Below are 15,179 nucleotides of genomic sequence, written 5' to 3' on the forward strand. Positions count from 1 at the left end.
GTTGCAATGCGCACGAACGATGCTGCGCCGCACGCGAAACCTGCAGTGAAATCGTGAAGTCGCGCGCCGGCCCGGACCGCCTGCGGCTCTTTCCGCTGTCAAATGGAAAATTTACTGGGGCGGATTTGGAGTTCGTGGGCCAGTTGACTAAACTCCAGTTCCCCGACGTGCTTATCGAGTGCGGCGGCCACGAAAGCTCAACCTCATGCCTGATCCCATAAGGATCGCAAGCCGGATCGCCGGCCCGTAAGCCAAGCCTTACGACTGGTCGCGAAGGCAGCCCGAGTACGCTGAAATGGAGAGAAACGATGCTGAGTCCGCATGAATTCGCCACATTGTTGCTCGTGAAGGACGCACCGAACCAGGTCGACATGCAGCGCGAAGAGCTCGACGCATTGCTCGAACGGCAACTCGTCCAGCTTGAACGTCTTGCGTCGGGCCGGCAGCAATGGCGCGTCACCGAGAGCGGCGATTCCGCACTCAGAGCCATCAAGCGGCTTTCATAGATCCCCGGCAATAGCAGGACCTTGCCGGCCGGCATATTGAATCTGTCCGCGCGTTCGCAACGAGCGCGCAAGCGACACCGATTCACGAACGGTCACGCGACATCTGCTCGCCTGACCGTTTTCTTATGCACATCTTTCTATTCGCTGTCGGACTAGCCGGCCGCGCGTCGGCCACCTGCGGAAGCTTTGCCCGCAGGCTCGCCGACTGCCCATTCGACTTACGCGGATTCTCCGATTAACCCGAGCGCAAGGTCGAGTCGACCGCCGCGCGCCATGTGATCGCCTTGGCGCGCTGGTCGTTGAAGAACGCGACCCAGCGATTGCGCGCCTCGCGGTCGCTGCTCGTGCCGAGTTCGGTGTAGTGCTGCGCGATCGACTGCTGGAACGCGCAGTAATTGTCCTGCGACAAGCCACCGCGCTTATGCGCGACATACGCGTCGAAGAACGTCACGTAGACGTTCTGCGAATCCTGCCCGTAGTCCACCGTTTGCTGGCCGCACATCTGCTGCAACGCCGCGAACGACGGCGCACCCGGTGTGCCGGTCAGACTCGGCGTGCTCACACACCCCGCGAGCAGCGCCGCGGCCCCGATCATTCCGATTCCACGCATCTTCTTCACCTCGACATAGCTGGTGCCAAGAGTATCGTCCGGCGCGGCGACGCGCGCCACCAGTCGTGCAAATTGCCCCAGCATGACTCCGCACGAACTTTACTTTTTCGAAAGTGTTCGTTAGAGTTCGAAAACGAAAATACAGTTTTCGATCAGCTTTCTTCGAAGACACACCAGGCACAACGCGAGGGCACACCGGTGGCACAAGCGTCTCCTTTCGATCTGCTCGTCGTAGGCGGCGGCATCAACGGCGCGGGCATCGCTCGCGATGCGGCCGGGCGCGGTCTATCGGTGCTGCTGTGCGAGCAGGACGATCTGGCCGCGCATACGTCGTCGTCCAGCACGAAGCTGATTCATGGCGGCTTGCGCTACCTCGAATACCGCGAGTTCGCGCTCGTCCGCAAGGCTTTGCAGGAACGCGAAACGCTGCTGCGCGCCGCCCCGCACATCATGTGGCCGCTGCGCTTCGTCATGCCGCACATGCCGAACCTGCGGCCCGCGTGGCTGATCCGCGCGGGACTCTTTCTCTACGATCATCTCGCCCGGCGCGAGTTGCTGCCGGGCTCGCGCGGCATCGATCTGCGCAAGCATCCGGCCGGCGCGCCGCTTATCGCCTCGATCCAGCGTGGCTTCGTCTATTCGGACGGCTGGGTCGACGACGCGCGGCTCGTCGTGCTCAATGCGCTCGACGCGAGCGAACGCGGCGCGCGCGTGCTGACGCGTACGAAGCTGGTTAGCGCCACGCGTACGAATGGTCTGTGGAACGCACGGCTTCTCCAGGCGGACGGCACGACGCTCGATGTCGAAGCGCGCGCCATCGCGAATGCGGCAGGTCCGTGGGTTGGCGAACTGCTGCATGCAGCGCTCGGGCGCACGACGAATCAGACGCCGAATCAAACCGCAACTCACGAGCAGAACAACGGCGCCAACCCGGCCGCGAACGGCGGCGCAAACAACAAGCCCGCTTACTCAGTGCGGCTCGTCAAGGGCAGCCATATCGTCACGCGGCGGCTCTTCGAGCACGACCACGCCTATATTTTTCAGAACCCGGACAAACGCATCATCTTCGCGATTCCGTACGAGCAAGACTTCACGCTGATCGGCACGACCGACGTCGAATACCGAGGCGATCCCTCGCAGGTCGCGATCACCGCGGAAGAAACGCAGTACCTGTGCGAGTCGATCAACCGCTACTTCAAGCAGCCCATTTCGCCGCGCGATGTGGTCTGGTCGTACTCGGGCGTGCGGCCGTTGCTCGAAGACGAGACGGCGGACAATCCATCCGCGGTCACGCGCGACTACCGGCTCGAACTCGATGCGCCGGCAGGCGCAGCACCGCTGCTGTCGGTGTTCGGCGGCAAGATCACGACGTTTCGCAAGCTCGCCGAAGAAGCGCTCGATGAACTCACGCGCGCGCTCGGTGCGCCGGCGCCCGCCTGGACGGCGGGTGCGCCGCTGCCTGGCGGCGATATCGCGCACGCCGATTTCGCGCGCTTTGCCGCGCAGTTCGCACAACAGCATCCGTGGTTGCCTGCACGGCTCGCGCATCGATATGCGCGCGCATACGGCACGCGTGCCGCGCTAGTGGTGGGCGATGCACAATCGCTCGCTGCGCTTGGGCATGCCTTCACACCCGATCTGTATGAAGCGGAGTTGCGCTATCTGCGCGAGGTCGAATGGGCGCGCAGCGCCTACGACGTGCTGTGGCGCCGCACCAAGCTCGGGTTGCATGTCGAACCGGACACGCTGGACGCGGTGTCACGCGATATCGACGCGTGGTTCGCACGTGAGACACCTGCTCAGCCCATCTATAACGCGCCCACCTGATCACAGTGCACGGCCCGCGTGCAACAATTAGGCCTTGGCAGCGCTGAATGCCGCGCGCGGCGCTCGTGCCGAGAGGCGGCAGTCGTGCGCGGCAAACAAGCCCGACAACCGTACATGGCAACGGCGCTCTGCAACCGGGCGGCCCGCCAAGGCCAGGCGCGAGCCTAGCGCCGAAAGGTGTACATAAAATCCCGCGCCCGCACCGCGCGCCAGCGACGCGTCCAAAACTGGAGAAGAGACACATGCCGGATCAATACATCCTCGCGCTCGATCAGGGAACGACGAGTTCCCGCGCGATGCTGTTCGACCGCAACGGCAACGTCCTGTCGACCGCGCAGAAAGAGTTCGAGCAGATCTATCCGCGGCCGGGCTGGGTCGAGCACGATCCGCACGAAATCTGGTCGACGCAGGCGGGCGTGGCCGCTGAAGCCGTCACGCGCGCGGGCGTCAACGGTTCGGCGATCGCCGCGATCGGCATTACGAACCAGCGCGAAACGACGGTGGTCTGGGACCGCGAGACCGGGCAGCCCGTATACAACGCGATAGTCTGGCAAGACCGCCGCACCGCCGACTTCTGCGATCAGCTGAAAACGCAGGGACTCGAAGCAACCGTGCGCGCCCGGACCGGCTTGCCGATCGACTCATATTTTTCGGGCACCAAGATCCGCTGGATTCTCGACAACGTCGAAGGCGCGCGCGAAAAGGCGAAGCAAGGCAAGCTCGCGTTCGGCACCGTCGACAGCTGGCTCGTCTGGAACTTCACGAAGCGCAGCCTGCATATCACCGACGTCACGAACGCATCGCGCACGATGCTTTTCAATATCCATACGCTGCAATGGGATGACGAACTGCTCGCGGCGCTCGATATTCCGCGCAGCATGCTGCCTGAAGTGCGGCCGTCGTCAGAGGTCTATGGGCCCGCGCAAGCCACCGTGTTCGCGTCGAGCATCCCGCTGGCGGGCATCGCCGGCGACCAGCATGCCGCGCTGTTCGGTCAGCTCTGCACGCAGTCGGGCATGGTGAAAAACACGTACGGCACCGGCTGCTTCCTCGTGATGAACACCGGCAATCAGCCGATCGAATCGAAGAACAATCTCGTCACGACAATCGCATGGCAGATCGGCGAGCGCGTCGACTATGCGCTCGAAGGCAGCATCTTTATCGGCGGCGCGGTCGTGCAGTGGCTGCGCGACGGCCTCGGCCTGATTCGCAGCGCGGCCGAAATTGAAACGCTGGCGGACAGCGTTGCGCATAGCGACGGCGTCTATCTCGTGCCGGCGTTTGCCGGGCTCGGCGCGCCGCACTGGAACGCCCGCGCGCGCGGCTCGCTGTTCGGCGTCACGCGCGGCACGACGTCCGCGCATATCGCACGGGCCGCGCTCGATTCGATCGCGTATCAGTCGGTCGACGTGCTGAAGGCGATGGAAGCGGATTCGGGCATGCGCATCGGCGAACTGCGCGTCGACGGCGGCGCATGCGCGAACAATCTGCTGATGCAGTTCCAGGCCGACATGCTCGGCGTCGATGCGGTGCGCCCGCGCGTCAGCGAAACGACGGCGCTCGGCGCCGCGTATCTCGCGGGGCTAGCGGTCGGCTACTGGAAGGACATCGATGCGCTGCAAAACCAGTGGCAGCTCGAGCGCCGCTTTTCGCCGTCAATGGCGCGGGCGGAGGTCGATCAGTGTCTCGCGGGCTGGCAGCGTGCGGTGCGCGCGGCGAAAGCATGGGCGGATGACGTAGCATGATCGACCACCTCATTTGTGACTGCGACGGCGTGCTCGTCGACAGCGAAGTCATCGCCGATCATGTGATGCACAGCACGCTCTCCGCGATGTATCCGGATCTGTCGTTCGACGCGATCGTCAAAACCGCGTTCGGTCAGAAGACGGCGCGCTTCCTCGAAAGCGTCGAAGCGGCGTTCGGCATCACGTTGCCCGTGGACTTTGTCAAGACCGTCGACCGGCAGGTCGAAGCGGAACTCGCGAGATCGTTGAGCGCGATCGCCGGCGTGCGCGATGCGCTGCATCGCGTGCCATTGCCGGCCGCGGTAGTGTCGAACAGCCGCCTCGCGCGGGTCACGACCTCGCTGGAGCGCACCGGCCTTACCGAACTGTTCGCGCCGCGCATCTTCAGCGCGGAACAGGCCGCGCGGCCCAAGCCGTTCCCGGACGTGTATCTGTTCGCCGCGCAGCAACTGGGCGTGGACCCGGCGCGCTGCCTCGTCATCGAAGACAGCATGTCGGGTCTCAATGCGGCGCGCGCAGCCGGCATGAAGACCATCGCGTTCGTCGGCGCGAGTCACATCCCCGACGGCTATGCCGATGTGCTGCGCAAGATGGGCATCACGCGCATCATGCAGCACATGAGCGAGTTGCCGGCGCTTGTCGAAGCGGGCATGCGAGGCGAGTTTGGCGACGTGCAGTCGTAACGTGCGATTCGGCGCGTTGCAGCGTGGGACGGCACAACACGGCACAGAACGGCGCGGCGCGAGCGCCCTGCGGAACGGCACGGCACGCCGACGATCCCGTATCGGTACGCACACCGCGCAAGACACACACGCCTTCGCACAGCGAGGCACAGCGGCGGCGCCCGACCGGATCATATCGGCAGCATGCTGCGCGTCATCAAACACGCGCCTCGCGCAGCGAATCGCTTAAGCCGCCTCTTCCGCCAATTCGCGAGCTGCCGCCAGCGCCTGCCGGAACTCGACGAGTTCGGGAATCGTCAGCATCGGCATCGCGTGCTGCGCGGCGAAGCGCTCGACATCGGCGCCGCGCATCATCGTGCCGTCGGCGTTCATCAGTTCGCACAGCACGCCCGCGGGCTTGAGGCCTGCGAGCGTCACGAGGTCAACCGTGCCTTCGGTATGGCCGCGCCGCGCAAGCACGCCGCCCGGCATCGCGCGCAGCGGGAACACGTGGCCCGGCCGCACGATGTCGGTGGGTTTCGCGTTGTCGGCAATCGCGGCACGGATCGTCGTCACGCGGTCGGCGGCGGATACACCCGTCGATACGCCGTCGCGCGCCTCGATCGATACCGTGAACGCGGTGCTGTTGCGGCTCTCGTTGTTGGTTGTCATCGGCGGCAGTTCGAGTGCGCGAATCCGCTCGTCGGGCAGGCACAGACAGACAATGCCGCTGCATTCGCGAATCAGCAGCGCCATCGTCTCGACGCTCAGGCGCTCGGCGGAGACGATCAGATCGGCTTCGTTCTCGCGGTCGTGATCGTCCTGCAGCACGACGGCGCGGCCATCGCGCAGCGCTTCGAGCGCGGCGGCGATACGCGGCGGGATGTCATCGGCGGGAGGCAACGGCAGATCGGCGAGCGCGTCGTCGGCTCGGATTGCAGGCTCGGGAAAAGTGGAAATTGCGGCGGAAACAGAAGTGGAAACAGCAGCGGATGCGGCAGTAACGGACATGTGAAACGCTCCTCGCAAAGGGTTCGGGCGAAAAACGTTTCAGGGCATTGCAAACAGACAAACGCGTCCAGCCGGCGCACCGATATCGCAGCGAAAACAGCACTCAACTACGCGACAAAACATCATCACGAAGCAGCGCGGCTCCCTATTGCAGCGATGTCTCACGGCTACGCACCGCGGCACCGATACACTGATACACCGCCCTCTCAAACAGGCGGCACGCCAATGGACGAACAGATGACTATCTGCACATCTTCTTCCATCCGGACTCTAACCGTCGGCTCTGGCCTCTCACCAGATCTGCTGACCTCGCACGTGCTTCGAACTGCTTTGAAGACACGTTCACGCGAGCGCTCGCGGGCTTGCAGACTGGTGTGCACCTGACGCTCAAGATTGCACGACACCGTCTGCATACCGCCGGTGGGGAATTTCACCCCGCCCTGAAGACGTACTGATTGCCGGAACGATGTTTCCGGCGGGCAAAGAATACAACAATCGTCGCTATCGTGCTGGACCTGTTTAATCCGCTCATGCACGTTCACACGCGCGTTCACATGCGCAGTCACACCGCGTGCGTCACGGCCCAGCGCGGTGGCGCTTCCGGATTCACAGTCACACGAAACGCGCGCGCCTCGGTATCGCCGGGGTTGCGCAGCGTGTGAGGCTGGTCGGCGTCGAACACGATCGCGTCGCCAGTCGCAAGCAACTGGCGCCGATCGTGCACGCTGATCTCGAGCGTCCCTTCGCTGACGACGAGATGGGCCGTCGTGCCCGGCGCACGGCGCGTGCCCGGCTCCGTATGCAGCGGCGCGATGCGCAACTCGTGGAACTCGGCGGCGGCCGGTTCGGCATCCGGATAAAGCGCGCGCGTCGCGAAGCGACCGTTCGACGTCAGAAGCCGCGCCGCGCGATCGGCCGGCAAATGCTCGAAGCCGTGCACCGCGTAGCGTCGCAAAAACGCCGACACCGATACTTTCAGCGCCGCCGCGATCTTCGACAGCACCTTGATCGACGGCACGCTGCGCGCGGATTCGATCTGCGCGAGCATCGCGCGCGAGACGCCTGACAGGCGCGCAAGCGCATCGAGCGACAATTGCCGCTCCGAGCGCAAACGCGTGAGATTGAGACCGACTAGTTGCTCGAGCCCGTCGACCGTGTCGACGGCCGCCGTATCGACAGCCACCGTTTCGACAGCCACCGCATCGACGACCGCCGTTTCCACGCCCGTCGTTTGCGTGGCGGACGCTGCCACGGCCACGGTTTCCGCAGCGGCCGCAGCTTTGACTGAAGCCGCTGTCAAGGCGACGGTTTCAGCGACGCCTGGCACCGTGGCCGTCGCCGTCGACCCGTGAATTTCGACGGACCTCGCACTGGGTTCGCGCACAAGCGCAAGCGGGGAATGCATGACGTACCTCCTCCTTGCGCGCCGCGTTCGCGCGGCGCAAGCATGATCGGAGACAAGCCTAGCATCGGCAAGCATCAAGCCTAACCAAGATATCGTCACACCGATATCAGCTTCGCCGTCAGATGCTTGCTCACAAAGAAAGCGGCATGGAATGCGTGGCGATCAACGTGGCGGCGACACGCCCCGTCGTCGTGCTTGAGCGTCAACTGCCAGCGCCCCATTCCATCACTCAAACCCGCACGCGCTGCACAACCGTTGCGGGCACATCCATGCGCGCCGCCACCCATGTCAGCACGAGCGCCGCAATCGCAACGGCCGCCGCGACCCACGGCAGCACATCGAGTCCATAACCATGCCCGATCGTGAGTCCGCCGAGCCACGCGCCGGCCGCATTGCCGACATTGAATGCGCCGATATTGAGCGTCGAAGCGAGATTCGGCGCAGCCGCCGCTTTCTCGACCACGCGCATCTGCAACGGCGGCACCGTCGCGAACGCCGCGATGCCCCACACGAACACGGTTACCGCTGCGGTGATCTGCGCATGACTCGTGTGCGCAAACACCGCCATCACGACCGCGAGCACCGCGAGAATGCCCATCAGCGACGGCATCAGCGAGCGGTCGGCCAGCTTGCCGCCGATCATGTTGCCGACCGTGAGCCCAACGCCGAACAGCACGAGAATCAGCGTCACGCCATGCGGCGTGAAGCCGCTGACCTGTTCGAGAATCGGCGCGATATACGTGAACACGACGAACACGCCGCCAAAGCCGAGCACCGTCATCGCAAGCGCGAGCCACACTTGCGGCTCCTTCAGCACGCGCACCTCATGACCGAGGTTTGCGGGTCCGCTGTCATGCCGGTTCGGCACGAGCGCGGTGACGCCCGCAAGCGACAGCACGCCGAGGCCACTGACAATCCAGAACGCGACACGCCAGCCGAACTGCTGGCCAATGAACGTGCCGAACGGCACGCCGAGCACATTCGCGAGCGTGAGGCCCGTGAACATCAGCGCGATCGCGCTGGCGCGCTTTTCCTGCGGCACGAGCGACGCGGCCACGACCGCGCCGATGCCGAAGAACGACCCGTGCGCAAACGACGTCACGACGCGCGCGACCATCAGCACACCGTAGCTGGGTGCAATCGCGCACAGCACGTTGCCGACGATAAACACGCCCATCAGCAATTGCAGCGCGATCTTGCGCGGCATGCGGCTCGTGACGACGGCGAGCAGCGGCGCACCGACCGCGACGCCGAGCGCATAGCCGCTCACGAGCAGACCGGCCGACGGCAGTGAAACGGCGAGATCGTTCGCGACCTCGGGCAGGAGCCCCATGATCACGAATTCGGTTGTACCAATGGCAAACGCGCTGATCGCCAGCGCTAACAGCGGAATAGGCATTTCAACATGCTCCAGGGATAACTCAGATCAGGCCAGGCGCGCGTAAGTACGGACGAAGCGTGGACAAGCCGCGCACCGAACTACGTACGACGACGCATCGCTTCACTCACGAGGACGCGTTTTGCGCAGCCGTGACGAATTCGATGACGACGTCGGTTGCCAGCGCCACGAACAACTGCACTTGCTGCGTAAGCGGCACTTCGGCGCGCTGGTAGGCGACGCCCGCGGCATCCATGCGCGCGATCAGCGCGTGCCACGCGTCATGGCTGTCGACGCGAAACGCGACGTGATCGATGCGCGGCGATACACGGCCATGCACGGCATCGTTGGGCGAGCCCGCAGGCGAGGTCGAGTCGACCAGATGAATCACGGCTCGCCCGTCCGCGTACAGCCACGCGCCGTCGAAGCGGAACGGCGGCCTTGCGCCGTCGCTCAGGCCAACGATGTCGACAAAGAAGCGGCGCACGGCATCGAGGTCGGGCGTCACGATCGTTGCATGGTCGAGATGCATGGCAGCTCTCCAGGGTTTTCACCGATGCGACGCATTGTGACCGCAAAGCACCGGTTTGAGAATTGACCTAACATTTGAAGGATTCTCAAAAACTTTTTGAATATCGATTTCTCTGCACATCATGGAAGAAATCAACAATCTCGGCGACATCCGGCTCTTCGTCGAGGCCGCGCAACTGGGCAGCCTTTCCGCCGCGGGACGCAAGCTGGGCCTGACGCCCGCCGCCGCCAGCGCGCGTCTCGCGAAGCTCGAAAGCGGCCTGAAGGCGCGGCTTTTCGAACGCACGACGCGGCAGCTGCGGCTCACCGAAGAGGGCAGGCTTTTTCTGCAAGGCTGCCGTCAGGCGCTCGGCGCGCTCGACGACGCGCAAATGGCGCTTCAGGCCGGCCAGAACGTCGTGCGCGGCAAGGTGCGCATTTCGACGACGTCGGACTTCGGACGCAACCTGCTGATGCACTGGCTCGACGAATTCAATGCGCTATACCCGGATGTGACGTTCGGCCTCGCATTGTCCGATTCTCTGTCGAACCTCGTGCAGGAAGACATCGACCTCGCGATCCGCTTCGGCGTGCCGCCCGACAGTTCGCTCGTGGCGCGGCGGCTGGCGCCGAATCCGCGCGTCGTGTGCGCGTCGCCCGACTACGTTGAGCGCTACGGGCAGCCCGAGCATCCGCGCGACCTCGCGCGCTTTCATTGCATCGTGCTTTCGACGGCGTCGGGTCCCGTCAACGAATGGCGTTTTACGCGCGGCGACGAAGTCGAGGTCTATACGGTGCCGCTCGATGCCGCACGCGAAACGAACGATGGCGCGGTCGCCCGCGAGTGGGCGCTGCGCGGTTACGGGATCGTCGTGAAATCGATGTGGGATGTGGAGGCGGACCTGCGCTCGGACGGCCTGCGCGTGCTGCTTCCCGGCTGGCGCTATCCAGACGCGCCGCTGCACGCGCTCTATCACCGCAACCGCTTTATGGCGCCGCGCGTGCGCGTACTGCTCGATTTTCTGGCCGAGCGCTTTACGCGCACGCTGGCCGAACTCGAGGCGCGCTGCGGCTATACGGATACGCCGGAGCCGCCCGATTCCGCGGATGCCGCCGCCCAAACCAGCGCCGGAAAAGGCGCTCGGTGAACGGCTATAATATCGGACTACGCTGCAAACACGCCCCCGTCGGTACCCATTGCGTACCGAATTGCGCTCGAACTGCACTTGTGACGCTTGAACCACGCTCGAGCAATACCAACCGCGCGTTTGCACCCCACTTCAATCCGAAAACTGAACCGCGCCCCCAGGTCAACCACTGCGAACGGCGAACCCCAGATGACCAAGAAAGTTTATGTAAAGACCTTCGGCTGCCAGATGAACGAGTACGACTCCGACAAGATGGTCGACGTGCTCGGCGCCGCTGAAGGCCTCGTGAAAACCGACACGCCGGAAGACGCGGACGTCATTCTGTTCAACACGTGCTCGGTGCGCGAAAAAGCGCAGGAAAAAGTCTTCTCCGATCTCGGCCGCGTGCGCGAACTGAAAGAAGCGAACCCGAACCTGCTGATCGGCGTCGGCGGCTGCGTCGCGAGCCAGGAAGGCGCGTCGATCGTGTCGCGCGCGCCGTATGTGGACCTCGTATTCGGCCCGCAAACCCTGCACCGTCTGCCGCAGATGATCGACGCGCGCCGCGCGAGCGGCCGTCCGCAGGTCGACATCTCGTTTCCCGAGATCGAAAAGTTCGACCATCTGCCACCGGCGAGCGTCGATGGGCCGAGCGCGTTTGTGTCGATCATGGAAGGCTGCAGCAAGTACTGCAGCTACTGCGTCGTGCCGTACACGCGCGGCGAGGAAGTGTCGCGCCCGCTCGACGACGTGCTCACAGAAGTAGCCGGCCTCGCCGACCAGGGCGTACGCGAAGTCACGCTGCTCGGCCAGAACGTCAACGCCTACCGTGGCGCGCTGACCGTCGGTTCGTCCGATATCGCGGACTTCGCGACGCTGATCGAATACGTCGCCGACATCCCCGGCATCGAGCGCATCCGCTATACGACGTCGCATCCGAAGGAATTCACGCAGCGCCTCATCGACACTTACGCGAAGGTGCCGAAGCTCGTGAGCCACCTGCATCTGCCGGTTCAGCACGGCTCCGACCGCATCCTGATGGCGATGAAGCGCGGCTACACGGTGCTCGAGTACAAGTCGGTGATCCGCAAGCTGCGCGCGATCCGTCCCGATCTGTCGCTGTCGACCGACATCATCGTCGGCTTTCCCGGCGAGACCGAAGACGACTTCGCGAAGACGATGTCGCTCGTTCACGACATGAGCTACGACACGAGCTTCTCGTTTATCTATAGCCCGCGTCCGGGCACGCCCGCGGCGAATCTGCACGACGACACTCCGCGCGAAGTCAAGCTGCAACGGCTGCAACATTTGCAGGCCACTATCGAGGAGAACGTGGCGCGCATCAGCGAAGCGATGGTCGGCAAGGTCGAGCGCATTCTGGTCGAACGGCCGGCGCGCAAGGACCCGACCACCGAACTCGCGGGCCGCACCGAAAACAACCGCGTCGTCAATTTCCCGGCGCCGCTCGAATCGCATGCGCGACTGATCGGACAAATGATCGACGTGAAAATCGTCCGCGCGTACCCACATTCGTTAAGGGGCGAACTCGTGCTCGCGCACGAGAACTCGCCCGAGACCACTCATTGAGCGACGCCGGGCACCTAAGCCGCGTCGCGCACCGACAGGATCGAACCATCGCCTTGAAGACCACTCAGCAACAACTGGAATTCACTGCACCGCGCGATGACAATGCGCGGCTTGCCAACCTCTGCGGCCCGCTCGACGAAAACCTGCGGCAGATCGAACAGGCGCTCGACGTCACGCTGCAACGCCGCGGCCACCGCATCAGCATTCGCGGGCGCGGCGCGAAAGTCGCGCTCAATGCGCTCGAAAATTTCTACAACAACGCGCGCGACCCGCTATCGGTCGACGACATCCAGCTCGCGCTCGTCGAATCGCGTCATCCGGGCAACCACGGCGGAAACCACGCGGGCAACAACGGCCGGCCGAACGGCGACGACGAAGTGGACCCGAGATTTCGCGGCGACCCCGATCATCCGTTCGACGAACCGGCGAGCGTCGCCACCGACGACGAGGAAGAACTCGGTCCGAAGCTCTATACGCGCCGCGCCGATCTGCGCGGCCGCACGCCCGCACAGCGCGAATATCTGAAGCAGATCGTTGCGCACGACGTCACGTTCGGCGTCGGGCCCGCGGGCACCGGCAAGACCTATCTCGCCGTTGCGTGCGCGGTCGACGCGCTCGAGCGCGATCAGGTGAAGCGCATCGTGCTGACGCGCCCCGCGGTCGAAGCCGGCGAGCGGCTCGGCTTCCTGCCGGGCGACCTCGCGCAGAAAGTCGATCCGTATCTGCGGCCGCTCTACGACGCGTTGTACGACCTGCTCGGTTTCGACAAGACCGCGAAGATGTTCGAGCGCCAGATGATCGAGATCGCGCCGCTCGCCTATATGCGCGGCCGCACGCTGAATCATGCGTTCATCATCCTGGACGAAGCGCAGAACACGACGCCCGAACAGATGAAGATGTTCCTCACGCGGATTGGCTTCGGCTCGAAGGCCGTGGTAACCGGTGACACGACGCAGATCGACTTGCCGCGCGGCCAGAAAAGCGGGCTGATCGAAGCGGAACAGGTGCTGTCGAATGTGCGTGGTATCGCGCTGACGCGCTTTACAAGCGCCGACGTCGTGCGTCACCCGCTCGTCGCGCGGATCGTCGAAGCGTACGACGCGCATTCGAAGAAGGAAGACAGGGCGGCCGCCCCGGCACAGGTTCAGGCGGGCGCCAAAGCCCAATGACCCGCGCACCGAAACTTTCGTTGAACCTGCAGTTTCCCGCGGCAAAAGCGTGGCCCGAACACAAGTCGCTGCTGCCGCGCGCAACCGTCGCAAGCTGGATCAAGGCCGCACTTTTCGCCGACGCGGAACTGGCCGTGCGTTTCGTCGACGCGGAAGAAGGCCGCACACTGAACCGCACCTATCGCGGCAAGGATTACGCGACCAATGTGCTGACCTTTGCGTACGCGGAATCGGAAGACGATCCGGTCAGCGGCGATCTGATCCTGTGCTGTCCGGTCGTCGAAAAGGAAGCGGCTGAACAGCATAAGCCGCTTGTCGCGCACTATGCGCACCTGCTCGTTCACGGTACCCTGCACGCTCAGGGCTACGATCACGAGAACGATGCCGATGCACAGGAGATGGAAGCGATCGAGAAAGACGTGCTGGCAGGGCTCGGTTTCCCGGACCCTTACCGCTGAACTCGCTGAACCCGCAGCGGCAACGGCGAGTCAAACCGCGCTTGATACCTCGCTTAATACCTCTCCTGATGCCGCGTTTCACCGTCGTGATGTCATCGTCGGCGCCCTGTGGCAACTCACGCTTGATATCACGTCTGATCGCGGCCCTCAGGCGCCGCTTATCTGGAACGCACCGTGACTGCCCGCCATCCCGATCCCGCACCGCCCACTGAGCCTGACGGCCGCGGCTATCCGCCGGCGCTCGGCGAATCGCGGCTGCTCTCGGATGAAGAATTGCGTGCGTCGATGGATAAAACGCTCGCGCGCTGGGATCGCATGAGCGACCTGTGGCTGTTCGGTTATGGCTCGCTGATCTGGAACCCCGGTTTGCCGACCGCCGAAGCCGTCCGCTCGCGCGTGCACGGCTATCACCGCGGGTTATACCTGTGGTCGCGCGTGAATCGCGGCACACCCGAGCAGCCGGGTCTCGTGCTCGCGCTCGACCGCGGCGGCTCGTGCAGCGGCATCGCGTTTCGCCTCGCGGCCGAGGGCTCGATACCGCATCTCGAAGCGTTGTGGCGCCGCGAAATGGCGATGGGCTCGTACCGTCCCGCATGGCTGCCGTGCGTGCTCGCCGACGGGCGGCGCGTCGACGCGCTCGCGTTCGTGATGCGCCGCGACGTGCCGAGCTATACCGGCAAGCTTTCCGACGAAGTCGTGCGCATCGTGTTCAACTGCGCGACCGGCCGTTACGGCACGACGCTCGATTACGTGAACCGCACCGTCGACGCCCTGCGCAAAAGCGGCATGCCTGACCGCGCGCTCGAGGCGCTACTCGCGCGTTGTGATCGACAAACGCGGCAAGCGCGCCAAACGCAGCAAGCGCAGCAAACCGCGGAGCCGACCATTCCGGCGAGCGGGCCCCGCGAACCGACCCCGAAGTAACGCGCCTTGGCGCGCAAAAACGGCATCGGCCGGAGGCTTGCACTGCGCCGGCCGCGTCCACAGATTAAATTTCTTCACCTCACGCCGCAGGTTTATCCGTTAGGATAAAAACACGTACCGCCCGCTAGCACGACCGCCGGCGCCGTGGCGAACGCCCGTGCAGAAGCCTCCAGATGTCCAGTCAAAGCCGATCGGCAGGCCTGCCGCGGCAAAACCGGGCTCGGTCTGGCCGATTCATAGGCCGATTCATGGGTCGGGTC

The 15,179-nt window shown here is 64.3% G+C and carries 14 protein-coding genes and 1 riboswitch; of the genes, 9 read left to right on the top strand and 5 right to left on the bottom strand.

What is annotated here, in order from left to right; translation table 11 throughout:
* Positions 1-308: 308 nt before the first annotated feature.
* On the top strand, positions 309-506 hold the full coding sequence (locus KZJ38_RS20580) for a hypothetical protein (RefSeq protein WP_219797986.1): 198 nt from the start codon (positions 309-311) through the stop codon (positions 504-506).
* A gap of 235 nt (positions 507-741) precedes the next feature.
* On the opposite strand, the gene KZJ38_RS20585 is transcribed toward KZJ38_RS20580, so the two are convergent.
* Positions 742-1,116: a hypothetical protein gene (locus KZJ38_RS20585; protein ID WP_219800516.1), complete on the bottom strand. Its 375-nt coding sequence runs from the start codon at positions 1,114-1,116 to the stop codon at positions 742-744.
* 198 nt (positions 1,117-1,314) lie between these two features.
* Between KZJ38_RS20585 and glpD the strand changes: the two genes are divergently transcribed.
* The 3 genes from glpD (at position 1,315) to KZJ38_RS20600 (ending at position 5,371) form a co-directional block, all read left to right on the top strand.
* On the top strand, positions 1,315-2,943 hold the full coding sequence (gene glpD, locus KZJ38_RS20590; protein ID WP_219797987.1) for a glycerol-3-phosphate dehydrogenase: 1,629 nt from the start codon (positions 1,315-1,317) through the stop codon (positions 2,941-2,943).
* Positions 2,944-3,185: 242 nt separating this feature from the next.
* Positions 3,186-4,688 (top strand): glycerol kinase GlpK, encoded by a 1,503-nt coding sequence (gene glpK, locus KZJ38_RS20595; protein WP_219797988.1) that lies wholly within the window; start codon positions 3,186-3,188, stop codon positions 4,686-4,688.
* Positions 4,685-5,371, top strand: a complete 687-nt coding sequence (locus KZJ38_RS20600) for an HAD family hydrolase (RefSeq protein WP_219797989.1) — start codon at positions 4,685-4,687, stop codon at positions 5,369-5,371. Before glpK ends, KZJ38_RS20600 begins: the two co-directional genes overlap by 4 nt.
* 225 nt (positions 5,372-5,596) lie before the next feature.
* Here the strand turns inward: KZJ38_RS20600 and ribB are convergent, their stop codons facing one another.
* The 4 genes from ribB to KZJ38_RS20620 all read right to left on the bottom strand — a co-directional run bounded on the left by ribB (position 5,597) and on the right by KZJ38_RS20620 (position 9,676).
* Entirely contained in the window at positions 5,597-6,361 is a 765-nt protein-coding gene (gene ribB, locus KZJ38_RS20605) for a 3,4-dihydroxy-2-butanone-4-phosphate synthase (protein ID WP_219797990.1), read from the bottom strand.
* 247 nt (positions 6,362-6,608) lie between these two features.
* Positions 6,609-6,813, bottom strand: a riboswitch (FMN riboswitch).
* Positions 6,814-6,923: 110 nt separating this feature from the next.
* Positions 6,924-7,766 carry a helix-turn-helix domain-containing protein gene (locus KZJ38_RS20610; RefSeq protein WP_343223841.1) on the bottom strand — a complete coding sequence of 281 codons (843 nt, stop codon included), beginning with the start codon at positions 7,764-7,766 and terminating at the stop codon, positions 6,924-6,926.
* A 229-nt stretch (positions 7,767-7,995) separates the two neighbouring features.
* The gene (locus tag KZJ38_RS20615) at positions 7,996-9,165 is read right to left on the bottom strand and encodes an MFS transporter (RefSeq protein ID WP_219797991.1); all 1,170 of its coding nucleotides are present in this window, start codon (positions 9,163-9,165) and stop codon (positions 7,996-7,998) included.
* Between the two features lie 106 nt (positions 9,166-9,271).
* Positions 9,272-9,676 (bottom strand): VOC family protein, encoded by a 405-nt coding sequence (locus tag KZJ38_RS20620; protein ID WP_219797992.1) that lies wholly within the window; start codon positions 9,674-9,676, stop codon positions 9,272-9,274.
* Between the two features lie 130 nt (positions 9,677-9,806).
* On the opposite strand from KZJ38_RS20620, the gene KZJ38_RS20625 reads away from it, so the two are divergent.
* The 5 genes from KZJ38_RS20625 to KZJ38_RS20645 all read left to right on the top strand — a co-directional run bounded on the left by KZJ38_RS20625 (position 9,807) and on the right by KZJ38_RS20645 (position 14,919).
* Positions 9,807-10,802: a LysR family transcriptional regulator gene (locus KZJ38_RS20625; RefSeq protein ID WP_219800519.1), complete on the top strand. Its 996-nt coding sequence runs from the start codon at positions 9,807-9,809 to the stop codon at positions 10,800-10,802.
* 189 nt (positions 10,803-10,991) lie between these two features.
* The gene (gene miaB, locus KZJ38_RS20630) at positions 10,992-12,368 is read left to right on the top strand and encodes a tRNA (N6-isopentenyl adenosine(37)-C2)-methylthiotransferase MiaB (RefSeq protein ID WP_219797993.1); all 1,377 of its coding nucleotides are present in this window, start codon (positions 10,992-10,994) and stop codon (positions 12,366-12,368) included.
* 53 nt (positions 12,369-12,421) lie between these two features.
* Positions 12,422-13,537, top strand: coding sequence for a PhoH family protein (locus KZJ38_RS20635; RefSeq protein WP_219797994.1), 1,116 nt, complete (start codon positions 12,422-12,424; stop codon positions 13,535-13,537).
* Positions 13,534-13,995: an rRNA maturation RNase YbeY gene (gene ybeY / locus KZJ38_RS20640; protein ID WP_219797995.1), complete on the top strand. Its 462-nt coding sequence runs from the start codon at positions 13,534-13,536 to the stop codon at positions 13,993-13,995. The genes KZJ38_RS20635 and ybeY overlap by 4 nt, the downstream gene beginning before the upstream one ends.
* Positions 13,996-14,169: 174 nt before the next feature.
* Positions 14,170-14,919 carry a gamma-glutamylcyclotransferase gene (locus KZJ38_RS20645; protein ID WP_246641573.1) on the top strand — a complete coding sequence of 250 codons (750 nt, stop codon included), beginning with the start codon at positions 14,170-14,172 and terminating at the stop codon, positions 14,917-14,919.
* Positions 14,920-15,179 lie beyond the last annotated feature (260 nt).

It is taken from the genome of Paraburkholderia edwinii, assembly GCF_019428685.1.
GTDB classification, from domain to species: Bacteria; Pseudomonadota; Gammaproteobacteria; order Burkholderiales; family Burkholderiaceae; genus Paraburkholderia; species Paraburkholderia edwinii.